This window comes from uncultured Agrococcus sp., from assembly GCF_945915485.1.
Taxonomy (GTDB): domain Bacteria; phylum Actinomycetota; class Actinomycetes; order Actinomycetales; family Microbacteriaceae; genus Agrococcus.
In genome coordinates this window covers 1-23,041 of record NZ_CAMEFJ010000011.1, presented here as the reverse complement: position 1 = coordinate 23,041, position 23,041 = coordinate 1, and the positions used below count along the sequence as shown (strand labels likewise).

The window sequence follows — 23,041 nt, the reverse complement described above, 5'->3', positions numbered from 1 at the left end:
AGCATGAACCATCCAACGGCGAGCCTCACGAACCACGACCCGGATCCGGCACTTCATCAGTGCCTTTTCTCGGTCTATACGGCCGCTCAAAGCAATGTGGATGGCTGTCGCCATTGACCGAGAAAGGGCACAGGCCTACGAGATCGAAGAAGTAGCGTAGTCCACCCTTATCGGTCCTGCTCGGGCCCCGGGATCCGCTCGGTCTGTGGGTGATCGACATTGGGATGCGCGCCCTGGAGCTGTTCGGCGCCGGGCGGTGGATACGGTGGTGGGGCTTCTGGGCGGCCGTTCGGATATTGCGCTCCTGCGTTCATTCCGCTGGTGCCGACGCGACCGTAGGTGATGCGCCGCAGCACGGCCTCCGCCGGCCCTCGAGCGCCTCTCCGTTCGAGCAGCACCGCGATCGGAACCGATGCGAGCCACACGAGCATCGCGATACCGAGCGCGCCCGCAGTACCGACCGTGCCGCCGACGCCGAAGCCCCATGCACTGAACAGCGGCGCGAAGATGAGCGACTGCCACAGGTAGAACGTGAGCGAGCGCTTGCCGACCGCGGCGACCCAGCGAATGGGGGCGGGTGGCGCTGACTGCCAGTGGGCTGCGAGCAGACCGAAGAGCGCGACGTAGCCGACGGCTCCCGCAGCACCCGCGATCGTGTCCAGCCCGGTAAACGTCCAGCTCGGCACCGTCAGTACGCCAACGTGCGTGAGCGCCGAGGGAAGGCCGCCGAGCCAACCGATCGCGATGCCGAAGAGTGCGACGCGCTGCAGCAGCGGCTTGTGCGCGGCCGGATTATCGAGGATGCCCCTGCGTGCGGCGATCCATCCCAGCAGAATCGTGATCGGCACCGCGCTGATAATTCCTTGTGTGAGCCCGCCCATTGCCCACATGCCGAGACGGCCCACGATGCTCCAGAGGTAGTTCTCCTGCCCGACGGTCATACCCTGAATATCGGGCATTCCCTTCGACATGAGGGGGATCAAGTCCGGCGAGAACAACGCCATGCCGACCCCTCCCATAATCGAGAACACTGCATTGAGCGCCCACAGCCCGACCAGTATCCATACGCAGATCCAGAGCGTGCGCTCCTGTCGGTCGAAGAAGATACCGACCAGAATCAGTGCGACCAGTCCGTACGCCGCCACAATGTCGCCCATGAACAGCAGCGCCGCATGCAGCGGACCTATCAGCAGCAGCATCGTCCAGTGACGGCGGCGCAGCATCCGTCTGACTTCCGGGTACGGTTCGTCCCTGCCAAGCCGCGAGCGCACGAACTGCACCATGCCGTAGCCGAACAGGAAGGCGAACAGCGGATAGATGCGGCCATCCACCGTGACGATCATGACGAATTGCGCCACGCGATCCAAGATGCTGCCATCGGTGAGATGTACGCCGGTCTCCGACGATTCACGCCCCCACAGGAACCACGACACGTTCGCGGCCGCGATCAGCATGAGCATCAGCCCTCGCGCTAGATCGGGCGCGAGCGAGCGAACGGATGGATTGTGCCCCGACGGGGCGGACGGCTGAGGTGCTCCGGTCGCAGCGTTCATGCAATCCATTGTGCGGCAATGCGCGACGCAGCGCAGCAGTGCGCCGTCATGAATGCGGCGTGACAACTGTCACGCGCGCCGCAACATATCGCCAGCATCCCGCCGCCCTTCAACCGTCAATTTCTCGGTCGCCTGGCGATGGCGAGGCATTTCTACGGCGTGTCGTCGCCCAGCGACCGAGAAGTTGGCACGGCCACGGAAATAAGGATGAGGGAGATGGGCCGGGCAGGGACGGGAGGGTCAGCTCGCCGCGCGCTCTGTGCGCTCGGCCTCCTCGGCTGCCCTCGCCTCACGCTTAGCGCGCTCGCGCAGCTCCTTCTCGGTCACGGGAAGCTCTCCGGATGCGCGCAAGCGGTCGTAGTACGCGACGGCTTCGCGCTGGCGCTCGCCCTCCGCATCCGTCGCGATCGGCGATCGCAGGATCTCGTCGCCGTAGCCGAACGCGTCCACAAGATCGGCCGCGTGCGGGCGAAGGCGCTGGAGCAGTCGTTCGATCGTCGAGGTGACGGCCTTCGAACGCTGCCCTGACAACCGTCCGTTCTCGAGGTACCAACCCGCGTGCTCCTCGATGACGGTGAGCGCGAACAGGTCGCGAACGTAGGTCATGATCTGCAGCGTCTCGCCGTCCATACGCTCGAGTGCGCGGTTCAGCGCGTTCAGCTGCTGGAGCTCCGTCCAGGCACGAGCGGCTTCAAGCAACTGATTCTGCTCGTTGTTGAACATGGCAGCGGCCTTGGCCTGATCGTCGCGAGGAGCCTTGCGAAGACGCGACGCGATGTCCGCGACCATGGTCTCGACACGGTCGGCGAACAGCTCCTGCTGGAACTTCGTGTTGCGCAGTTCGAGCGAGGCCTTCGCGGGGCTGCCGAAGTCGTGAAGGTCCTGGCGCATGACGTGCAGGCCGACCTGTGCTGCGGCGCGACCGGCGAACTCCTTCGCCGCGAACTGTGCGAGCGAAGCGGCGGAGGCACCCTTGAACTGCTTCGCGAAGTCGCCTAGCAGTCGCTTCCCGACCAGCTGCAGCAGCACCGTGTTATCGCCCTCGAACGTCGTATAGACGTCAAGATCCTCGTACCAGGGGCCGAAGCGGTTCTCGGCGATGTAGCCGGCACCACCGCATGCTTCGCGGCACTCCTGCAGCGTGTCGAGCCCGTGCCAGGTCGAGAGCGACTTCAGCCCGGCTGCGAGCGTCTCGAGGTCTTCACGGTTTTCAGGAGTGTCCTCCTCGCCGGAGAAGACGCCGTGGAAATGCTGCAGCAACTCTTCGTGCGCGTACGAAATCGCGTAGGTCTTCGCGAGTCTGGTGAACAGCCTCCTCTGGTGGCTCCGGTAGTCGAGCAGCAACTCTTCGCGCGTATCGCTCGACGCATTGAACTGACGGCGCTGCAGCGCGTAGCGAATCGCGATCGACAGGGCTGCCTTCGACGCGACGACGGCGGAACCGTCGAGCGAGACCCGGCCCTGCACGAGTGTGCCGAGCATGGTGAAGAATCGACGGCCGGGGCTGTCGATGGGGCTCGAATAGGTGCCGTCGGCAGTGACATCGCCGTAGCGATTGAGCAGGTTGTTGCGGGGGATGCGCACCTGCGTGAACGTGAAGCCACCGTTGTCGATGCCGTTGAGGCCGTTCTTGAAGCCATCGTCGTGCGACTCGACGCCGTCGAGCAGCTCGCCGGCATCGCTCCGAACGGGCACGTAGAATGCGTGCACGCCGTGGTTCACGCCCTGCGTGATGAGCTGCGCGAAGACGACTGCGGCTTTGCCGTGGAGCGCTGCGTTTCCGAGGAACTCCTTTGTGGCACCGGGGAAGGGCGTGTGTACGATGAACTCTTCCGTTTCGGTGTCGTAGGTCGCCGTCGTGCCGACGGAGGCGACATCCGAACCGTGACCCTTCTCGGTCATCGCGAACGCGCCAGGAACCGTCAGATCGACAGCTCCCGGCAGCAGACGCTCGTGGTGATCCTGCGTCCCGAGGTGCATGATCGCCGCCGCGAAGAGCCCGTACTGCACGCCCGACTTGATCTGCAGGCTCGGGTCGGCGAGGAAGAGCTCTTCGAAGCCGGCGATATTCCCGCCGTGGTCGCTCGCACCGCCGACCGACTCGGGGAAGGCGACTCGCACAGCCCCGTCATCGCTCAGATGCCCCATCTGCTCGAAGACGCGCTCGCGGTGCTCTTCCATCGTCTGGTTCGGGATGCGCTGGTACTTCGGGTCGGCGGCTTTCGCACGCCCGGCCAGGCGGCGCTCCGACCACCGTCCGAGCAGGTCTCGTCCTAGCCATTCAACGTCAATGCGCGACACAGTTCCTCCATCGTCTCTTCTGCCAAGGTATGCCGAAATCGGCGTCCGGGCCGGTTCGCTGTCGAGGGGCACAAGCCGCAGCCGAGGCGCGCGAATCAGCTTGTGCGGTGAGCACAAGAGGAGTGCTCCGCTCTCGTTCGTGTCCGCAGCACCCGCGGAGGCAGAATGGTCGTGTGAACCGCTCCAGCATTCTCCTCGGTGTCGCCCTCGTGCTCGCCGCGATCTGCGCTGTCCAATTGGGGTCGGTCATCGGCAAGGGCACCTTCGACAGGGCCGACCCCGCCTCTGTCACGCTCGGCCGTCTCGCGATCAGCGCGGTCGTACTGATGCTGATAGCGCGTCCGCGCCTGTTCTCGTTCACGGGCAAGACCTGGCTGTGGATGCTCATGTTCGGCACCACGATGGCGGGCATGAACCTCACGTTCTACCTGTCGATCGAGCGGATTCCCGTTGGCGTCGCGGTCACGATCGAGCTCATCGGCCCGCTGGCCGTTGCACTCTTCCAATCCCGCAGGTTCCGCGAACTGGTCTGGGTGCTGCTGGCGCTCGCGGGCGTCGTGATCATCGGTCTGCAGTCGTTCAGGGGCGAGATGGACCCCGTGGGCGTGCTGCTGGCGGCGTCGGCCGGAGTCTTCTGGGGGCTCTACATCATTGCTTCTAAGCAGGTGGGCCAACGCGTCGCAGGGCTCAAGGGGCTCGCGGTCGCGCTCATGATCAGCGCCGTGCTGGTGCTGCCGCTCGCCATCGTGCCGCTCACCAACGCGGTGGCAGCCGACCCGTCGATACTGTTGCCGATCGGAGCCATCGCACTCCTGTCGAGCGTGCTTGCCTACGGACTCGAACTGATCTCGTTGCGGCGCATCCCGACGAGGGTGTTCGGCGTCATGATGGCCCTTGAACCCGCAGCGGCAGCGGCATTCGCAATCATGCTGCTCGGCGAAACGATCGGGCCGCTCGAACTCGTCGCGATCGCCCTCGTCATGATCGCTTCCGCGGGAGTCGCGCTGACGGCGAAACCCGCGCACGAGCGTGTCGTGACGGGCACGGTCGGCACGATCATCCCCGCGGACGAGTCGCTGGACGTTCGCACCGGCGAGATCACGCTGCCGAGCGAAGACGACGAGGGCCACGAGGGCGACGACTCGGACCCTCGGGGCATCGACCCCGACGGAGGGCTGCGCTGACACCGATCGGGTCAGGTCGCCTCGTGCAGGTGCTCGACGGCGGCCGCGAGCGCCGCTCGCACGGCTCGGACGGCGGGGCTTTCGCTCGCTGCCTCGCGCGTGGCGGTCAGGATGGTCCTGTGCGGGTTGCCATCGAGCGCGACCGTCCTGAACGATGTCGCCCGGTCGACGCGCACGAGGTCGGGTAGCACCGCGACCGCGTGACCGGACTCGACGAGGCGGACGTGCGCCTGGAGGTCCGCGGTCTCGTAGCGAACGTCGGGTTCGAAGCCGGCGACCCTGCACAGCTGCTCCGCCCAGTGTCTGGATGCAGCTCCACGCGGCTCCATGACCCACGGAATCGTCGCGGCATCCTCGAGCCGACGGATCGGCGGCCATTCGTCGTAGCGTGCATCGCCGACGGGAACCGCGAGTGAGAGCCGGTCACGCGTCAGGTTGCTGCGCGTCAGGGATGCCGTGGCCTGGACGGCGTGCCCCGGATACTCTTCCGCGACCACCAGGTCGAAGCCCCGCGCCGACGTCTCGTACAGCGCCTCCTCCGGTTCGTGCTGCACCATCTCGACACGGAGCTTCGGATGCTCGCGCCGCAGGTGCCGCAGGGCGTGCGGCATGAGCGCCAGAACTGCGGTCTGGAACACCGCGACCCGGACGGTGCCGAGCACGTACTTCTCCGTCCCTTTGACGAGCGCCTGTGCGAACTCGAGACGGTCGAGCAGGTCCGCCGTCTCGGCGACGAGGACATCTGCCGCCGGTGTGAGTTCCAGCCCCCTACCGACGCGGCGGGTCAGCGGAACACCCGCCTCCGACTCGAGGATCGCCAATTGTTGCGACACCGCCGACGGGCTGTAGTTGAGTGCTTCGGCGACCGCCGCGACCGTTCCGCGCGCGTTCAACTCCCACAGCAATCTGAGTCGCTTGACCTCGAACATCCGTGCTCCAAATGATGAAGTAAATCCGTACAGTATTCTCCTAATACTACTGCTTTACTTCATGAACGACTAGGCGGACAATGGCGGCATACCCCTTTGATACCCGGACACTGGAGATTGCAATGACCCGCCCCTCCGAAACCGAGCGGTCGCTCGCCGCTCCCGCCGACCTGGCCGACGAAGCTGTCGAGCTGGTGCACAAATGGCTGAGCACCGCGGCGACCCTGCCGAAGGATCCGTCCGGGCGCCGTCTCGCGGGCGTCCTACAGGATCCGAACGGCCTCGACTTCACGGTCGGATTCGTCGATGGCGTCGTGCGCCCCGAGGATAACCGGGCGGCTGCGAAGAAGCTCCGCGAGCTGGTTCCCCTCACTCCCGGCTTCCTCCCGGCGCCGATGCGCGGAGCGATCGGCCTCGGCGGCATCGCGTCGAAGCCCCTGCCGGGTGTCGTCGTTCCGGCCGCGCAGACGGTGCTCCGTCAGATGGTTTCGCACCTGATCGTCGACGCGACCGACAGCAAGCTCGGGCGCGCGATCACGAAGATCAAGAAGGACGACGTCCGACTGAACATCAACCTGCTCGGCGAGGCGATCCTCGGCGAGCAGGAGGCAGGGCGCCGCATCGAGGGCACGAAGCGGCTCCTGCTGCGCGATGACGTCGACTACGTTTCGATCAAGGTCTCGTCGACCGTCGCGCCGCACAATCACTGGGCGTTCGACGAAGCGGTCGACCACATCGAGCAGCAGCTCGTGCCGCTGTTCGAGATCGCTGCGAAGGCCACCCCGGCACCGAAGTTCATCAACCTCGACATGGAGGAGTACAAGGACCTCGACCTGACGATCGCGGTCTTCAAGCGCATCCTCGGCCGACCGGAGTTCCTGCAGCTCGAGGCCGGCATCGTGCTGCAGGCGTACCTCCCCGACGCGCTCGGTGCCATGATGCACCTGCAGGAGTGGTCGGCGGAGCGCGTATCGCGCGGCGGCGCCCCCACCAAAGTCCGCGTCGTGAAGGGGGCGAACCTCCCGATGGAGCAGGTCGACGCCGCGATCCGCGGCTGGGAACTCGCAACCTGGGGTTCGAAGCAGGACTCTGACTCCAGCTACAAGGCAGTGCTCGACTATGCGCTGCACCCCGATCGCATCGGCAACGTACGCATCGGCGTCGCAGGCCACAACCTCTTCGACCTTGCGCTCTCCTGGCTGCTGGCCAAGGCACGCGGTGTCGAGGCCGGCATCGAATTCGAGATGCTGCTCGGCATGGCGACCGAGCAGGCGGAGGCCGTGAAGCGCGACGTCGGCAAGCTGCTGCTCTACACGCCGGTCGTGCACCCGGAAGAGTTCGACGTCGCCATCGCCTACCTGATCCGTCGTCTCGAAGAGGGCGCGAGCCACGAGAACTTCATGTCGGCAGTGTTCGAGCTGCACGACGACAAGGGCCTGTTCGAGCGCGAGAAGGATCGCTTCCTCGCCTCGCTCAACAACCCCGTCGAAGGCGTACCGACCGCGAACCGCCAGCAGGATCGCCGCAAGTACGACGAGCAAGGAGCCGAGGCTCGTATCGAAGCGCTCGCATCCGGCCAGAAGGGCTTCGTGAACGCCCCCGACACCGATCCGGATCTCGCGGGCAACCGCATCTGGGGCCGCGCGATCGCGAATCGGATGGTCGAGTCGGAGCTCGGCGTGCAGACGCTGCGCGACGCAACGGTCGAGACGCAAGAACAGCTGGACGAACTCGTCGAACGTGGAACGCAGTCAGCGAAGTCGTGGCAGGCACTCGGCTCGCTCGAGCGCTCGCGCATCCTGCACCGCGCCGCCGAACGGATGGAGGCCCGTCGGGCCGACCTCCTCGAAGTCATGGGTTCGGAGACGGGCAAAACCCTGGATCAGGGCGACCCGGAAGTTTCCGAGGCCATCGACTTCGCGAACTATTACGCGAAGCTCGGCAGCGCGCTCGACTCCGTCGACGGCGCCGTCGCCGAGCCGAAGGACCTGGTCGCGGTCATCCCGCCGTGGAACTTCCCCGTCGCCATCCCTGCGGGAGGCGTTCTCGCGTCCCTCGCCGCCGGCTCCTCCGTCGTCATCAAGCCCGCTTCGCAGGCTGCACGCTCGGGCGCCGTCATGGTGGAGTGCCTGTGGGAGGCGGGAGTCCCGAAGGACGTCCTGCAGCTCGTCAAATTCGGCGACAGGTCGCTCGGCAGCGCCCTCGTCGCCGACGAACGGGTCGACCGATTGATCCTGACCGGCGGCTACGAGACCGCCGTGAAGTTCCGTGAACTGCGCCAGGACCTACCGCTCCTGGCCGAGACGAGCGGCAAGAACGCGCTGATCGTGACACCGAATGCGGATCTCGACCTCGCCGCGAAGGACGTCGCGCAGTCGGCGTTCGGCCACGCGGGCCAGAAGTGCTCCGCCGCGTCGCTCGTGATCCTGGTCGGTTCGGTTGCAACCTCCAAGCGCTTCCGCCGCCAGTTGCTCGACGCCGTTCGCTCCATGAAGGTCGGCACCCCCGACGATCTCGAGTCGCAGATCGGCCCCGTCGTGTCGGCCCCCGATGGCAAGCTGCTGCGCGGCCTCACAACGCTGAGCCCCGGAGAGCAGTGGGTCATCAAGCCCGAACCGATCCCGAGCGAGCACCCGCTCTCGCGCGATGGCAACGGCGACAACAAGCTGTGGAGCCCCGGCGTCCGCGAGGGTGTCAAGCGCGGCAGCGAGTACCACCTGACCGAGTACTTCGGCCCGATCCTGGGCGTCATGACGGCGAAGACCCTCGACGAGGCGATCGACATCGTCAACGACATCGACTACGGCCTCACGAGCGGTCTGCACTCACTCGACCGTGACGAGCTGCGCACCTGGCTGGACCGCATCCAAGCAGGCAACCTCTACGTCAACCGCGGCATCACCGGCGCCATCGTGCAGCGACAGCCGTTCGGCGGCTGGAAGAAGTCGGCCATCGGCAACGGCACGAAGGCGGGCGGCCCCAGCTACCTGCACGCTCTTGTCGACTGGCACGACGCTCCAGTCACCTCCGAGGAGAAGCCGTTGCCCGCGACCGATGCGCTCCTGCGTGCCGCTGAAGCGGCTCGGAGCGAGGATGCGCTCGGCGAGCAAGACTTCGCGTGGCTGCGAGAGGCGCTGAGCTCGGACGCCGCAGCCTGGCGCGAAGAGTTCGGCATCGCAGCAGACCCGACGGGTCTCGGGGTCGAGCGGAACCTACTCCGCTACCGCTCCGTTCCTGTCACGATTCGGGCGGCGGCGTCTGCTTCTCTGCAGCAGGTCATCCGTGAGCTCGCTGCGGGTGCTGCAGCCGGCTCGCGCGTGACGCTGAGCGCTGCGACCGTGCTGCCGGATGCCGTCGAGAAGGCCGCGCAGCAGGCGGGTGCGACGCTCGTCTACGAGAACGAGGCGGCCTGGGAGCGACGACTGCAGGGACTCGCCGCGCAGGACGGCCCGCAGGCGTCCGCTCGCGTACGAATCCTCGCGGGTGATGATCGAGCCGAGCGGGCATCCGAGGTGTTCCGCATCGTCGACGGCAAGCCGGATGTCGCCGTCTACGCCGGTGAGTCGGTGCGAGCCGGCCGCGTCGCAATGCTGCCGTTCCTGCACGAGCAGGCCGTCTCGATCACGGCGCATCGCTTCGGTACGCCGAACCGCCTGAGCGACGACCTGATCTAGCCGCACTCGGCCGGAACCGCTCAGCACCGTCCCCAGGGTGCGAAAAACTTCGAAACATGACGGTCATGTTTCGAAGTTTTTCGCACCCACGCTCGGACGCAGCCATCCCGGCCACACGCGCGAACGGTGCCCAACGTATGGACAATCGACCCAGGTGACCCAATGTCGGGCCAATATCCATACCTTCGGGCAAACCCATACATTCGGCACAACCGGCAAAAAATCATCTTCGCGGCGATGCGTGTGGCTTCACCTCTCGGCCATGTCTCGAGGCCGCTGCGATACCTTGGCAGCATGGCACTCTCGCACGCTGCGAACGCTGCCGGAGCCGATCGCGCATCCGGCACGGGAGGCGCACGGCCATGAGGGATGATGTCGAGCGTGTGCGCAGGGGCGAGCTGCAGCCTCGCGTCTCGGTGCCGATCCCTGAGCGCGCTGAACCCGCACCCGGCGAGGAGACATCGGAGTTCCAGCGACCCGAAACTCCTCCCTACCTCGCTGCCGTCGGCTCCGGATTGCTGGCCCTCCTCGCCTGCGTTCCCCACTGGGTCGCCATCAGCGCCGCATTCATCATCGCGTGCGTCGGCCTCCCCATCGCGTGGGGATTCAGACGCATAACCGAGGGCGCGCGACAGCGCCTCTTCATCGCCATCACCGCAACACTGCTGCTCGTACTCGGCCTGTCGATCGCGTCGTCGATCCTCTGGCTGCGCTTGGGGCTGCTGACGATCCCGGGTCTGCCGGACCTGAACTGACGCGCGTTCCTGAACTGACGGGCGCTCCTGAACTGACGGGCGCTCCTGAGCCGACGACGAATCCGTTAGGAGTACTGCACGATCACGCCAAGATATTGTCGTCGAGTTCTGCCGTACGATCGTGCAGACTTGAAGGCGCCCCTCAATACATCTGATCAATGACGACCGGACGGCCTGTTCGCGATCCGTCGCCCTGATCAAGAACGGAAAGCACCTATGTCATCCCAGACTTCCGTCGCGGGAGCACCCGCGACAAACAGGAAGGTCTTCATCGGCAGCCTGTCGGGCAGCGCGATCGAGTGGTTCGATTTCTTCCTGTACGCGACAGCAGCGGCAATCATCTTCGACAAGTACTTCTTTCCGTCGGAAGATCCGCTCGTCTCGCTGATGCTCTCGTACCTTTCGCTGTCGCTGACGTTCTTCATCCGTCCGTTCGGCGGTGTGTTCTTCGCGCACATCGGCGACCGCATCGGGCGTAAGAAGACGCTCGTGATAACCCTCTCGCTCATGGGCGGGGCGACCGTGGCGATCGGACTGCTGCCGACTTTCGAGACGGCCGGCATCCTGGCTCCCATCCTCCTGGTGCTCTGCCGCATCATCCAGGGCCTCGCGATCGGTGGCGAATGGGGAGGCGCACTGTTGCTCGCTTACGAGTACGCGCCGAAGAACCGCCGCGGCCTGTTCGGTTCCGTTCCGCAGATGGGCATCACCATCGGCATGCTCATGGCGACCCTCGCGTTCTCAGCCGTGAGTCAACTGCCGACGGAGCAGTTCGAGAGCTGGGGATGGCGCATCCCGTTCATCGGCTCGATCGTGCTGGTGTTCGTCGGGCTCTGGATCAGGCACAGCCTCGCAGAAACCCCCGCGTTCCGGCAGGCGAAGGAAACCGGTGAGGTCGCGAAACTGCCGATCAGCGAAACCTTCCGGTATCACTGGCGTTCCGTGCTCGTCGCGATCGGCGCGAAGGTCATCGAAACGGCTCCCTTCTACGTGTTCGCGACGTTCGTCGTCAGTTACGCGACCGGCGTGCTCGACTATCAGCGCTCGACCGTGCTGAACGCCGTGAGCGCGGGTGCGCTCGTGAGCACGATCCTGATTCCGGTCATGGGCAGGCTCTCCGACCGCGTCGGCAGGCCCACGGTTTACATCACCGGCACGGCATTGATCGGTCTCTTCGCAGCCCCGTTCTTCATGCTGCTCGGGCTGCAGATGAACTGGGCCGTCTACGCCGCCGTCATCGTCGGCCTCGGCATCATCTGGCCTCCCATCACGGCCACGCTCGGGACGCTGACCTCCGAGATCTTCAGTACCCGCGTTCGTTACACGGGCGTGACGCTGGGTTACCAGATCGGTGCTGCCCTCGCAGGCGGCACCGCCCCGCTCATCGCCACCTGGCTGCTCTCGCGCTACGACGACTCGTGGGTGCCTATCGCGATCTACCTCGCGGCCCTCGCGGTCATCTCGATCGTCGCGGTCGCCCTCGCCGGCCCCGTGCGACGCCTCGAGTCGGCTCGCCTGCAGACGCTCGGCATCAGCTACGACGCCGAGGAGACCGACGAAGCCGCCGAGTCAGCGAAGTAGCCGCTTGGTGCGGGCCCTGCGGTCTATTCGAAACAGCCTGGGGCCGCACCGCAAACGTAATGCCACCGAAAGGACACCGTGTTCGACATCACCACACTTCCTCTCATCAACGCTGCACAGATCGCCGAACGCGTCTCCATGCTGGATGCGACGCGCGCGCTGCAACAAGCACTGCAGGAGTTCGACCCGGCAAATGCGCTGCAGCGCCGCATCGAGCAAGTCGAGCACGGCCAATTGCTGCTGATGCCCGCCGAGGTTGGCCGCTTCGCAGGGCAGAAATTCGCCACGGTCGCACCGGCCAACACCGAGCGAGGGCTCGATCGCATTCAAGCCGTGTACATCCTGCTCGATGCCGAGACGCTGAGCCCCGTCGCCCTGATGGACGGCACGGAGCTGACGAGCATTCGCACACCTGCGGTGTCGGCCGCGATCATCGACCTGCTCGCTGTTCCGAACGCTCGCGAACTCGTCGTCTTCGGCACCGGCCCGCAGGGCATCCGCCACGTCGAGGCGATGCTGGCGATCAGGCCGCAGCTCGAACGCATAACGCTCGTCGGTCGCGATCGAGAGAAGGCGGAAGCGGCAGCGGATACGGCGAGCGCGTACGGCGTGCCCGTCACGGTCGGCACGGGCGAGGAGATCGCCTCGGCAGACATCATCGTCACTGCGACCACGGCTGCGGCACCGCTGTTCGACGACACCATCGCCGGTGCTCCCGCCATCGCTGCCGTGGGGTCGCACGAGACGGATCGCCGTGAGCTTCCTGGTCCGCTCGTCGCACGTTCGCAGACCGTCATCGAATCCGTGGAGGTGGCTCTGCGCGAGTGCGGGGACGCGACGATGGCCATCGACGAGGGGCTCATGAGCGCGGACGATCTCGTGCCGATGGTCGATGTCGTCCGCGGCACGGTGCAGCCCGACTTCTCACGGCCCCGCATCATCAAAACCGCAGGCATGGGGTGGCAGGACCTTGTCGTAGCCTCGTTACTCGCCGACTGATTGGACGGCAATGCGCATCACCACTGAGGACTGGCATACGGCTGGCGAACCGTTCCGCATCGTGCGCGACGTCGAAACGCGCGGCACCACTGTCGCAGAGCGTCGCGTCAACGCGATGGACGGGCCCGTCGATGAGCTCCGCCGTTTTCTCTGTCTCGAACCGCGCGGTCACGACGACATGTACGGCGGGTTCGTCACGCCGCCCGACGACGACGGAGCAGACTTGGGCGTGCTCTTCTGGCACAAGGACGGATTCTCGACCGCGTGCGGGCACGGCTCCATGGCGCTCGGTGCATGGGCCGTGGAACACGGCCTCGTGGATGCCCCTTACGACGGCGAAGCGACCGTCACGATCGACGTGCCGAGCGGCCGAGTGCAGGCGACGGTGCATCGAGAGGAGGGGCGCACGACGTCGGTGACCTTCCGGAACGTGGCATCCCGAATGCTGCGATTCGGCATCCCGCTGGAGACCTCTCGTGGCAGCGTGACGGTCGACCTCGTCTTCGCGGGTGCCGTGTACGCGACGCTGCCCGCATCGGCTGTCGGGCTCGCGGTCGTGCCGGAGCAGACTTCGGAGTTGATCGCGATCGGTCGAGAGATCAAGTGGGCGCTCAACGAGCATCCGGATGCCCAACTGGCGGATGCGCGTCTCTCCGGCGTCTACGGCACGATCCTGTTCGACGACCTCGGCGACCTGCCCACGGGCCCTCATCAACGGAACATCACGGTCTTCGCCGACGGTGAGGTCGACCGCTCGCCGTGCGGGTCCGGTACCGCGACTCGCACCACGCTGCTGCACGCGACCGGCAGGCTGGCGGCTGATGAAGTGCTGACGCACGACTCCATCATCGGCACACGATTCACTGCTCGGGTCGCGGCGGAGCACGAAGACGGCTCGATAACACCCGAGGTGACCGGCACTCCCTACCGCGTCGGCAGCAGCACGTTCGAGCGCGACGAGCACGACCCGCTCAACATCGGCTTCTCGCTGCGCTAGCGCTCTCGCCCCGACCCCGGGAGAAGCGCTAGACGACCCGCCGCAACCACTTCTCCTGCGAGAACTTCGTCTCGATCAACCCTTGTGCCTCCGAGAGCTCCTCCGGGCGCACGGTGTCGTCCGCGCCGCCGTAGAGCCGACGGAACGTGCCGAGCAGCGACGCTTGGACGTCGTCACGAGCCATGCCCGTCTGCGAGCGCAATGGGTCAACACGCTTCTTCGCGCTGGTGGTGCCCTTGTCGCTCAGTTTCTCGCGGCCGATGCGCAGCACTTCGAGCATCTTGTCGGCGTCGATGTCGTACGACATGGTCGCGTGGTGCAGAACTGCACCGGAGCCGAGTCGCTTCTGCGCTGCGCCTCCGATCTTGCCCCCCGGCGAAGTGATGTCGTTGAGCGGTTCGTACCGCGCATCGATGCCGAGCTCGCGAAGCCCTTCGAGCACCCACGAGTCGAGAAACTCGTACGACTCGGCGAAGCTCATGCCGCGCACGAGTTCGCCTGGCACGTACAGCGAATACGTTATGACGTTGTCGGGCTCGGCGAACATCGCGCCGCCGCCGGTGATGCGCCGCACGACTTGCACATCGTGCTTCCTTGCGCCGTCGCCGTCGATCTCATTGCGATACGACTGGAAGGAACCGAGGTACGCACCCGCCTTGCTGAGCGCCCAGAAGCGCAGCGTTGGGCCCCTTCGCCCCTCCCCGACTTCGCGCGTGAGCACTTCGTCGAGAGCAACGTGCTCGATCGGCTCGCGAGCTTCGTCGACGATGATCGACCAGTCGTAGTCTTCGAACGAGCTCGCGTTCCGCAGCGCGCGACGCACTGCGACGCCGACCGACTCGGGCGTGAATCCCAGCAGGTTCGCATCCGCGGGGAGCGCCTCACGAACTACCTCGCCGATGCGGGATGCCGGCGCGGAAGCGGGCAGCCCTTCAACGGCGGCGTTGATCGCGTCGAGCGCTTCGTCCGGTTCGAGAAAGAAGTCACCCGCGAGTTGAAAGTTCGCAATCTTGCCGTCAACCTCTTCAAGATCAACAACCACGAGCTTTCCGCCCGGGACCTTGTACTCGCCGTGCACGTCGCCTCCTTGTTCAGTGTCGGATCAAGCCTACGCTGTGTTCTTCGCCGCGTGCGGCAAAAATCTCGCGATGCAGCTGACACGGGTGACGAGACACACGCGGGCGGATGGCGCACTACGTTCCCGAGCGCCGCAGGAGCTTACTCGCCAGCCACTGCTCGATGAACTCCATGACTTCGCTACGGTTGGTTTCGTTGAAGATCTCGTGCCGTGCGCCGGGGAAGATCGCGAGCGTCACGTCGCTGAGCCCGCTGCGCTTCCTGTAGTCTTCCGCGAGCTTACCGAGTGACGTCGGATTCGAGAGTGAATCGTCGGAACCAGAGGTAATGAGCATCGGCACATCCGCGCTGAGCCCTTTCGCGGGCCTCCCCAGAAGTTTGGCCGCCTCGACGGTTCCGAACAGCTGCTGCACGCGCGCTTCGAAAGCCAGAGGATCATCAACCCAGGCCTGTACCTTGCTGTCGTCACGCGTAAGCCACTCGCCGCCCGTATCGCCGAGGTGCGCGTGCCGCTTGTTCAGATCACCGCTGTTCATGTGCCCGATTCGACGCCAGGCGGTGCCCGTCAGCACGACGGCGTCGACGAGAGAAGCATCTTCGTTGAGGAGCGCCTGGGTCGTCAGCGATCCCCACGAATGCGCGACGAGAGCGAGTGGCAGGCTCGGCTGCTCGCCACGCACGAGTCGCAGCATCTCGGCGAGATCGCGGCGGACGCGCCGAACGCCTCCCGCACCGAGTTTCCCGAGCTTCGATGTGTCGCCCCTGTGCTGGCGTATGCCCGTGGCACCGTGTCCGCGCTGGTCGTATGCGACAACTCGGTAACCGTTGTTGGCGAAGAACTGGGCGACGTGTTCGTAGCGGAGCGCGTGCTCGGCGACACCGTGGAGCAGCAGTATCTGTGCAACCGGCTTCGCGGGCGTCCATTCGTAGCGGTAGAGCTCGACACCGTCATTCATGGTCAGCCGAGCTTCACGACGCACAACATCGAACTGCGGCACGAGATCCTCCTGAGCACTCCAGGCCCGGCATCGAAGCAAGCCGGTTACGTTTGCACTCTAGCGCTGCTCGCCTATCCAGTTGCAGTGAGCGCCACTTTCGCTCACTCGGTGTCGTCCTGGATCACGAACGGGTCGAGAATTCCCGGTGCCGCATGAAGCGCGAACTCCAAGCCGTCTTCCCGGTCGAGGTCGGGGGTGTCGTAGCCGCCGTAGCCGGCCGCCGTCATCGTGCCAACCGTACGCAACCGCAACAACCGCTGCAGAGGAGACTCGCTGATGACCACGGTGCTTACCGCCGACCGTTGCAGCACCGTGGTCGCACGGTTCAGCAGACCGGATCGAGTGATGAGATAGCGATCGGTGAGCCTGTGTCCCAATGCCCGATACGCGATAATCGCCGCAAGCAGACATACCGGCAACAGAGCCGCGGCGGCCCAAATGACCGTCACCGGTATTACTGCAGTGAACGCCAGCATGACGAGCACTGCCGTGACAGCCACGGTGACGAACGCGGCCAATAGCAGCCGCCGCAAGAGTGCCCTCATGGGGTGCCCGACCAAATCCACGGTGAAAGGGTTTTCGCTATCCCCCAGTACGTCGCCAGCAACCTCGCGAGCACGACGGAGCGGTCCGCGCGGGAGGATCGCCGCCGGCTCCGTCATGGACCACACGTCCAGCCCGGTTGTTATGACGCTGGTGTCGCTCGCACCCATCCATCGCCACAGCACAGGCTCGGAGATCTGCGCCCCGCGAATTCGATTCTCGTCCCGGTTGACCTCACGAGTCGTGAACAGACCCTTTCGAGTGCGCAGCACTGTTCCATCGCGGCCCTGCACTCTGGCCAGCTCCAGCTTCCAGTTCTCGGTGAAATAGTTGACGCCCAGCCCGATCGCGCCCAGCGCACCCACCGCGACCAGCGCGGTGCCGAGCCAGCCTATGGACTCCCAATCGAAGAGCCCGACGACAATGCCGTAGAGGTCGATGCCGAAAGTGCCGAGCAGCCACAGCGCGCCCCATCCCAGCCCTAGCGCGAGCACATACGCCCAAATATTGAACATGTTGAAGATGAACCAGCTCGGCTGGAAACGCGCGAACACCCGTATAGGCTCGCCGTTCTCGCGGGCAACGGGATGCCGGCCCTCGTCGACGGATGCGTCCTCCTGCTTCCGCTGCTCAGCAGCGACCCCCTCGCACGAAGCATCGAGGTCGTCCGTGTCCATCGCCGCGGTGAGCAGCTCGGTCTGCAGCGCGAGAGCATCGTCAACGCTCAGCGCGTCGAGGGATAACGCGGACTCTCCAGCGGCAGCCTGCTGGCCCGCCCCGATATTGATGACCCGCATCCGGGCCGTTCGATGTCGCAGCTTGGCTTCGATATCGACGCTGCGAATCCGATCGCGCTGGATGAAGCGGTGCCGTCGCAGGACGACACCGGTTTTCAGCTCCACGTGCGTCGGTGTGATCCTGAAGCGCGTAAATATCCAGCGCACAACATCGAGGATCGCACCGATGACGCCGAAGATCGCAAGGCCGATCAGCGGCCAGATCTGCCCGCCGGAGTCGACGTCGAACAGCCAAACGGCGACCAGCGCGGGCAGGAGGGAGAGGATGCTGATCACGAGATCCACCCAGATGATGCGCGGGCTCAGCCGCAGCCAGGCCGGGAGACCGGCGGTTTCGCTCGTGGGCTCGTGTCGGTCGCTCACGATCACGTCGCATCACCGGGCGTCTGCTCGGTGATCTCGGTCAACTCATCGGCGAGACGCGCTGCCGTCGTCCGGTCGAGGCCGCCGATGTCGATAGCGCCGTACGAGGATGCGGTCGTAACGCGTAGCGTAGCCAGCCCCAGCATCTGCTCGATCGGCCCGCTCCGTGCATCGACGGTCTGCACTCTCGACAGGGGCGCCGCGCGCCATTCGCGCACGAGCCATCCGCTGCGGCCGTAGACCGCACTCGAGGTGGTCTCCCATCGGTGCACCCGGTAGCGCAGCAGGGGTTCGAGTACGACTCCGACCACCAGCAGCAGTGCTGCGGCGCACACGGCCAGGACGAGCCACGGCCGTGCTGATTCCCACAGCACATACGCGACGATGGTCGCGGCCAGGACCGGTACGGCCAGCACGAGCGACTGCAGCATCCACCAGAGGATTGCCCGCCGCTGTACTCTGTTCGCCGGAGGGCGCAACGTCAGCGCTGCGGAATCCGATTCCTCCTGCGAGGACGTCTCGTCGGCTACGGCGTCAGAAGGGCTCGAGTAACGGATTGCGTCGTTCACGCCTCCACACTAGAAACCGCAGCGGGCGCCGAGGAGGTGCCAGAAGTCATGAATCGGGAGCCCAGCCACCGCCCCGCAGCCCCTTGTAGACTGAGTGCGCCTTTGCCCGGCACCACACGCACAGGAAGCCCAGCGATCGGACGATGACGACTCAGCAGAAGATTTTTCTCCTCGGCGGTGGCGGTGTGCCGAACTACGGTGATGAACTGATCATTCACTCGTGGCTCAAGTGGTACGCGAGAGACCTCGGTCTTCCCGGCAGGTCGATAACGGTATCCGGCAGCCACCGGACGGTACTCCAGAAGCTCTTCGGCGATGCGTACCCGGGCGTGAAGTTCTCGCAGCGGGTGCGCGAGGCGCGCTGGCGCCCGGAAACGACGTTCTACGAGTCGGTTTCGCACGGCTACGGCTACCTGTCCGAGCCGGAGCACGCCGACTCGCCCCTGCACCGGGAGCTGCGCGGAACCACCGTGTTCCACCTGCACGGCGGCGGGTATTTGAACTCGAAGTGGCCCACGCACGGCTTCATGCTCGGCATCGCGCTGTGGGCGAAAGAGAACCTGGGATGCCGACTCGTCGGAACCGGGCTCGGGCTGGGGCCTATGCAGGGGCCGGATGCGGATGAAGAAGTGACGGCGCGGGCTTTCCGCGCGTTCGACATCCTCGAGGTGCGCGATGAGTGGTCTTTCGACTTCCTCAAGAATCACGACCTGCACGATGACCCTGTTTTCGGCTACGATGACGCCTTCCTGCAGCCTCTGCATCCCGCGAGGAGGCACGGCTCCACCCTGCACCTTTCGCTGCGTCACGACGAAGCGGGGGCGAAGATTTCCCGGTGGATCCCGCAGCGTTTCGTCGAGTCGTTCGAACACCACGTGTTCTGGAGCTGCACGGGTCAGGATGCCGGCGCGTTCGTCGCTCTCTCGAAACGATTCCCGTTCTTCGAGCTGGCGGGCAACCGTGAACTCCTGTTCGACCTACCCGTCTCGAAGCGCGACTTCATGATCGCGCAGCGGTTCCACCCGCACCTGGTCGGTGCACGGCTGGACATGCAGGGCATGTTCCGCACCGGCTCCGACTACTACGACATCAAGCACAGGCTCGTGACGGATCTCGGATCACCATTTGTGCTCGGCGACCTAGAGGATCTCAAGAAGGCGCCCATTGCATGGGAGCCTTCGAAAATGGCACTGAAATCTGCTGACTACGTGGCCGATAAACGGCAGCTGGCATCGCGCATCCTCCCGGGAGTGGGGTTTGCGACGTCGCCGAACGCGGTTCAGCTCGCGGGCCACTCGCTGGGGCAGCTCGGCCGGCGCATCTTCAAGTCGTAAGCAGCGGGTGCCATGCGCCCCGTTGCTTTGAGTTCTCGTTCGCCGGTGGGTGCCACGCCCGGTTCTCGCCCGGGTCGCAATAAGCGCCGCTCTGCAGGGAGGTGTTCATGCCGTGCCCTCACGGGAATAGAGTCAGTGTCTGTGCGTTTACATATTTAAGATTTGAAGTAATGCGCTAGACTCGCAGAGCAACAAGGAGGCAATCATGAGCAGCATGCAGTTCGGAATCTTCTCCGTCAGCGACATCACACCAGACCCGACAACCGGCAAGGCACCGACCGAGAACGAGCGCATCCGCGCGTGGAACGCCATGGCGAAGAAAGCCGACGAGGTCGGCCTCGACGTCTTCGCGATCGGCGAGCACCACAACCCGCCGTTCTTCTCGTCGAGCCCCACGACAACACTCGCGTACATCGCAGCGCAGACGAAGAACATCCTGCTCTCGACCGCGACGACGCTCATCACGACCAACGATCCCGTGAAGATCGCAGAGGACTACGCGATGCTGCAGCACCTTTCGGAGGGCCGCATGGACCTCACACTCGGTCGCGGCAACACGGGCCCCGTGTATCCGTGGTTCGGCTACGACATTCGCGATGGCATCGCGCTGGCAATCGAGCACTACGACCTCTTGCGCAAGCTCTGGACAGAAGATGTCGTGAACTGGACGGGCAAGCACCGTACACCGCTGACCGGTTTCACGTCGACGCCGCGGCCGCTCGACGGCATCCCTCCCTTCGTCTGGCACGGCTCCATCCGCAGCCCGCAGATCGCGGAGCAGGCCGCCTACTACGGCGACGGATTCCTGCACAACAACATCTTCTGGAACAAGGAGCACACCGAACAGATGGTGCAGCTCTACCGCCGCCGCTTCGCCCACTACGGGCACGGCGAACCGGAAGAAGCGATCGTCGGGCTCGGTGGTCAGGTGTTCATGGCCGAAACCGAGCAGAAGGCAAAGGACTTCTTCAGGCCGTACTTCGACAACGCACCCGTCTACGGGGGCGGCGCGAGCCTCGAGGACTTCTCCGAGCTCACGCCACTCACGGTCGGCACTCCCGAAATGGTCATCGACCGTACACTCTCGTTCCGCGAGTGGGCGGGCGACTACCAGCGCCAGATGTTCCTGATGGACCACGCCGGACTCCCGCTGGATGTCGTGCTCGAGCAGATCGAGATCCTCGGAACAGAAGTCGTTCCCGTTCTGCGCAAGGAGTTCGACAGGATGCGCGCTCCCGGTGTACCGGATGCCCCGACCCACGCGGCTCGCGTCGCAGCCAGTCGCGCCGACGGGAGTGTCGAATCGAGCGCACAGCCCGCCGCGCGCGATGATGTGGACACCGGTGCGGCCATCGCCAAGCAAGACGGAGAGTAGGTTGACAGTCATGGAGACGAAGCGAATCACCGTTGTCGCCGCCGGCCTCAGCGAACCATCATCGACGCGCATGCTCGCCGACCGTCTCGCGGAAGCCACGGAGGGAGCCCTGCTCGAGCACGAGGTCGCCGCCGAGATCACGGTCGTAGAACTGCGCACGCTCGCGGTCGACATCGCGAGTATGATGGTCACTCGCGTCGAGACCGCCGCTGTGCAGGAAGCGATCAAACAGGTCGTTGAAGCGGACGCGATCATCGCGGTCACGCCGACGTTCACGATGTCGTATTCCGGGCTGTTCAAGTCGTTCTTCGATCTTGTAGACAAGGACGCCCTCACCGGCGTTCCGGTTCTCCTCGGCGCGACCGGCGGAACGGCAAGGCACTCCATGGTGCTCGATACCGCGATGCGACCGCTCTTCGCCTACTTGAAGGCGGCCGTGATCCCGACCGGCGTGTATGCGGCGAGTGAGGAGTGGGCTACTTCGGGCCTGTCGAACAGGGTGCAGCGTGCCGGCCGCGAGCTGGCATCCGTCATCAGGAACCTCCCCCGGGCGCGCGCGACAGATCCGTTCGACCCCGAGGGCGCCGACTTCGAAACGTTCGATCAGCTGATCGGCAGATCATGAGCCGGGAGCAGACCCTGCGCGCCTGGCGGGCCTATATAGAGGGCTCGGGCAGGCTCATGAGCGAACTCGAACGCAGCATGAAGGTCGAGTGCGACATGGATATGGGCGACTTCAATGTCCTGCTCGTACTCTCGGAAGCTCCCGGCAAGAGGCTCAGGATGGGTGACCTCGCGCGCGAACTCTCGTTCGCGCCGGGGCGCCTGTCGTATCGCGCAGGGGTGCTGGAAAAGCGCGGCTGGATCACGAGAGGCACATCCGGCAACGACGGCAGGGTCGTGTGGGCGGAACTGACGGATGCCGGCTCACGGGCGCTGCGCAAGACGCGGCCCGTGCACGCGAGACTCGTTGACCGTCTGATGCTCGACTACCTGAGCGAAGAGGATGCAGCTGCGCTGCTGCGGATTTTTCCTCCGCTTGACGAAAGGTTACGAGATCTACACATTTAGGGTGTGTGCGATATCGGAATCTCCGATTGAATAGAGGGGTGATTCAGGACGCGGCGCTTCCAGAGCTTGCGCACCTGACCGACCCCGAAGGCGCCGCCGAAGCACTCGCGGCCTTCGGCTATTCGCCTCCCGTTCGCGTGCACGTCCTGTCGCACAGGAAGGGCAACCGTGCAGTGCTGCGGCTCGAACACGCCGACGGGGAAGTGTTCTGCAAACTCATGCACCCGGAGGTCGCCGGCCCGCTCGCGGAGCACCACCGGTTCCTGCGCAAAGCCGGGCTGCCCGTGCCGCGCGTCATCGGCTACACGGATGGCGGGGCGCTGTTCCTGACGACGAGCCACGGAACACCGGGGCCAGAGGCTGTCGTGCACTACGAGCCGGAAGTACTGCTCGATGCGATCGATGCCGTGCGAGACAGATTCAAGCACATCGGACTCAAGCAACCGGCACGCAGATCGATCGCGACGCGCATCGAATGGTTCCTCGAGCAGCTCATGCGGGCGCTGCCCGATCGAAGAAAGAGACTCGAAGAACTCAGCTTCGCCGTCGTTCCGACGAAGCACGCACCGACGTCCGAGGTCGTCGGCGTTCACGGCGACCTGCACATCGCGCAGCTCTTCTTCGAGAGCGGAGACGTTTCAGGGGTTATCGACGTCGACACTGCGGGCATCGGCGAACCCGACAACGATTCTGCGAATTTCATCGCCCACGCGATCGCCTCGGCGATCCTCAACGAGCGCGCTGGCAACGCGGATGCGGGGCAGGCGCTGGGGATGCTCGCGAACGCTGCCGACCGCCGCTGGATTCACACGACTAGAGCACGCGCACTGACGGCGGTGCACCTGCTCGGCCACGCGCAACGAGCGGTCGTCGGCGATCGGCCCGACCACGCGAGACAGTTGATCGACCTTGCCGAGCGAGCGGTGCAAGCTCGCGGGTAA

Annotated in this window: 18 protein-coding genes; 11 read left to right on the top strand and 7 right to left on the bottom strand. The window is 65.1% G+C overall.

Translation table 11 applies throughout. From position 1 onward, the window contains the following. Nucleotides 1-167: 167 nt before the first annotated feature. Entirely contained in the window at nucleotides 168-1,553 is a 1,386-nt protein-coding gene (locus tag Q0O95_RS03705) for a DUF418 domain-containing protein (RefSeq protein ID WP_293695406.1), read from the bottom strand. Between the two features lie 240 nt (nucleotides 1,554-1,793). Then, nucleotides 1,794-3,854, bottom strand: a complete 2,061-nt coding sequence (locus tag Q0O95_RS03700) for an acyl-CoA dehydrogenase (RefSeq protein ID WP_293695403.1) — start codon at nucleotides 3,852-3,854, stop codon at nucleotides 1,794-1,796. Nucleotides 3,855-4,027: 173 nt separating this feature from the next. On the opposite strand from Q0O95_RS03700, the gene Q0O95_RS03695 reads away from it, so the two are divergent. Continuing rightward, the gene (locus Q0O95_RS03695) at nucleotides 4,028-5,038 is read left to right on the top strand and encodes an EamA family transporter (RefSeq protein WP_293695400.1); all 1,011 of its coding nucleotides are present in this window, start codon (nucleotides 4,028-4,030) and stop codon (nucleotides 5,036-5,038) included. 11 nt (nucleotides 5,039-5,049) lie between these two features. Here the strand turns inward: Q0O95_RS03695 and Q0O95_RS03690 are convergent, their stop codons facing one another. Continuing rightward, a complete protein-coding gene (locus Q0O95_RS03690) occupies nucleotides 5,050-5,967 on the bottom strand; it encodes a LysR family transcriptional regulator (protein WP_293695398.1) in 918 nt (305 codons plus the stop codon). A 122-nt stretch (nucleotides 5,968-6,089) separates the two neighbouring features. Here Q0O95_RS03690 and Q0O95_RS03685 point away from each other — a divergent pair, with 122 nt between their 5' ends. The 5 genes from Q0O95_RS03685 (at nucleotide 6,090) to Q0O95_RS03665 (ending at nucleotide 13,973) form a co-directional block, all read left to right on the top strand. Next, nucleotides 6,090-9,641 carry a bifunctional proline dehydrogenase/L-glutamate gamma-semialdehyde dehydrogenase gene (locus tag Q0O95_RS03685; RefSeq protein WP_293695397.1) on the top strand — a complete coding sequence of 1,184 codons (3,552 nt, stop codon included), beginning with the start codon at nucleotides 6,090-6,092 and terminating at the stop codon, nucleotides 9,639-9,641. A gap of 362 nt (nucleotides 9,642-10,003) precedes the next feature. Next, a complete protein-coding gene (locus Q0O95_RS03680) occupies nucleotides 10,004-10,396 on the top strand; it encodes a hypothetical protein (RefSeq protein WP_293695395.1) in 393 nt (130 codons plus the stop codon). A gap of 216 nt (nucleotides 10,397-10,612) precedes the next feature. Next, nucleotides 10,613-11,977, top strand: a complete 1,365-nt coding sequence (locus tag Q0O95_RS03675; RefSeq protein ID WP_293695392.1) for an MFS transporter — start codon at nucleotides 10,613-10,615, stop codon at nucleotides 11,975-11,977. A gap of 78 nt (nucleotides 11,978-12,055) precedes the next feature. Further along, on the top strand, nucleotides 12,056-12,976 hold the full coding sequence (locus Q0O95_RS03670; RefSeq protein ID WP_293695389.1) for an ornithine cyclodeaminase family protein: 921 nt from the start codon (nucleotides 12,056-12,058) through the stop codon (nucleotides 12,974-12,976). Nucleotides 12,977-12,986: 10 nt separating this feature from the next. Next, nucleotides 12,987-13,973: a proline racemase family protein gene (locus Q0O95_RS03665; RefSeq protein ID WP_293695386.1), complete on the top strand. Its 987-nt coding sequence runs from the start codon at nucleotides 12,987-12,989 to the stop codon at nucleotides 13,971-13,973. 28 nt (nucleotides 13,974-14,001) lie between these two features. On the opposite strand, the gene Q0O95_RS03660 is transcribed toward Q0O95_RS03665, so the two are convergent. The 4 genes from Q0O95_RS03660 to Q0O95_RS03645 form a co-directional block, all read right to left on the bottom strand. After that, nucleotides 14,002-15,051 carry a biotin/lipoate A/B protein ligase family protein gene (locus Q0O95_RS03660; protein WP_293695384.1) on the bottom strand — a complete coding sequence of 350 codons (1,050 nt, stop codon included), beginning with the start codon at nucleotides 15,049-15,051 and terminating at the stop codon, nucleotides 14,002-14,004. Nucleotides 15,052-15,166: 115 nt separating this feature from the next. Then, nucleotides 15,167-16,048 carry an alpha/beta hydrolase gene (locus Q0O95_RS03655; protein ID WP_293695383.1) on the bottom strand — a complete coding sequence of 294 codons (882 nt, stop codon included), beginning with the start codon at nucleotides 16,046-16,048 and terminating at the stop codon, nucleotides 15,167-15,169. A 101-nt stretch (nucleotides 16,049-16,149) separates the two neighbouring features. Then, complete coding sequence (locus Q0O95_RS03650; RefSeq protein ID WP_293695380.1) at nucleotides 16,150-17,751, bottom strand: PH domain-containing protein; 1,602 nt, start codon at nucleotides 17,749-17,751, stop codon at nucleotides 16,150-16,152. Between the two features lie 2 nt (nucleotides 17,752-17,753). Next, on the bottom strand, nucleotides 17,754-18,320 hold the full coding sequence (locus Q0O95_RS03645; RefSeq protein WP_293695378.1) for a PH domain-containing protein: 567 nt from the start codon (nucleotides 18,318-18,320) through the stop codon (nucleotides 17,754-17,756). Nucleotides 18,321-18,463: 143 nt separating this feature from the next. Between Q0O95_RS03645 and Q0O95_RS03640 the strand changes: the two genes are divergently transcribed. The 5 genes from Q0O95_RS03640 to Q0O95_RS03620 all read left to right on the top strand — a co-directional run bounded on the left by Q0O95_RS03640 (nucleotide 18,464) and on the right by Q0O95_RS03620 (nucleotide 23,041). Continuing rightward, a complete protein-coding gene (locus tag Q0O95_RS03640) occupies nucleotides 18,464-19,654 on the top strand; it encodes a polysaccharide pyruvyl transferase family protein (RefSeq protein WP_293695376.1) in 1,191 nt (396 codons plus the stop codon). A gap of 214 nt (nucleotides 19,655-19,868) precedes the next feature. Then, on the top strand, nucleotides 19,869-21,029 hold the full coding sequence (locus tag Q0O95_RS03635; RefSeq protein ID WP_293695477.1) for an LLM class flavin-dependent oxidoreductase: 1,161 nt from the start codon (nucleotides 19,869-19,871) through the stop codon (nucleotides 21,027-21,029). 10 nt (nucleotides 21,030-21,039) lie between these two features. Continuing rightward, entirely contained in the window at nucleotides 21,040-21,654 is a 615-nt protein-coding gene (locus Q0O95_RS03630; RefSeq protein ID WP_293695373.1) for an FMN reductase, read from the top strand. After that, on the top strand, nucleotides 21,651-22,100 hold the full coding sequence (locus Q0O95_RS03625; protein ID WP_293695370.1) for a MarR family transcriptional regulator: 450 nt from the start codon (nucleotides 21,651-21,653) through the stop codon (nucleotides 22,098-22,100). The genes Q0O95_RS03630 and Q0O95_RS03625 overlap by 4 nt, the downstream gene beginning before the upstream one ends. Before the next feature lie 38 nt (nucleotides 22,101-22,138). After that, nucleotides 22,139-23,041 carry a phosphotransferase gene (locus Q0O95_RS03620; protein ID WP_293695367.1) on the top strand — a complete coding sequence of 301 codons (903 nt, stop codon included), beginning with the start codon at nucleotides 22,139-22,141 and terminating at the stop codon, nucleotides 23,039-23,041.

Coding starts and splice junctions, on each gene's coding strand:
- Q0O95_RS03705 (WP_293695406.1), bottom strand. CDS start 1,553: ATGAACGCTGCGACCGGAGCACCTCAGCCGTCCGCCCCGTCGGGGCAC.
- Q0O95_RS03690 (WP_293695398.1), bottom strand. CDS start 5,967: ATGTTCGAGGTCAAGCGACTCAGATTGCTGTGGGAGTTGAACGCGCGC.
- Q0O95_RS03685 (WP_293695397.1), top strand. CDS start 6,090: ATGACCCGCCCCTCCGAAACCGAGCGGTCGCTCGCCGCTCCCGCCGAC.
- Q0O95_RS03680 (WP_293695395.1), top strand. CDS start 10,004: ATGAGGGATGATGTCGAGCGTGTGCGCAGGGGCGAGCTGCAGCCTCGC.
- Q0O95_RS03675 (WP_293695392.1), top strand. CDS start 10,613: ATGTCATCCCAGACTTCCGTCGCGGGAGCACCCGCGACAAACAGGAAG.
- Q0O95_RS03665 (WP_293695386.1), top strand. CDS start 12,987: ATGCGCATCACCACTGAGGACTGGCATACGGCTGGCGAACCGTTCCGC.
- Q0O95_RS03640 (WP_293695376.1), top strand. CDS start 18,464: ATGACGACTCAGCAGAAGATTTTTCTCCTCGGCGGTGGCGGTGTGCCG.
- Q0O95_RS03635 (WP_293695477.1), top strand. CDS start 19,869: ATGCAGTTCGGAATCTTCTCCGTCAGCGACATCACACCAGACCCGACA.
- Q0O95_RS03630 (WP_293695373.1), top strand. CDS start 21,040: ATGGAGACGAAGCGAATCACCGTTGTCGCCGCCGGCCTCAGCGAACCA.
- Q0O95_RS03625 (WP_293695370.1), top strand. CDS start 21,651: ATGAGCCGGGAGCAGACCCTGCGCGCCTGGCGGGCCTATATAGAGGGC.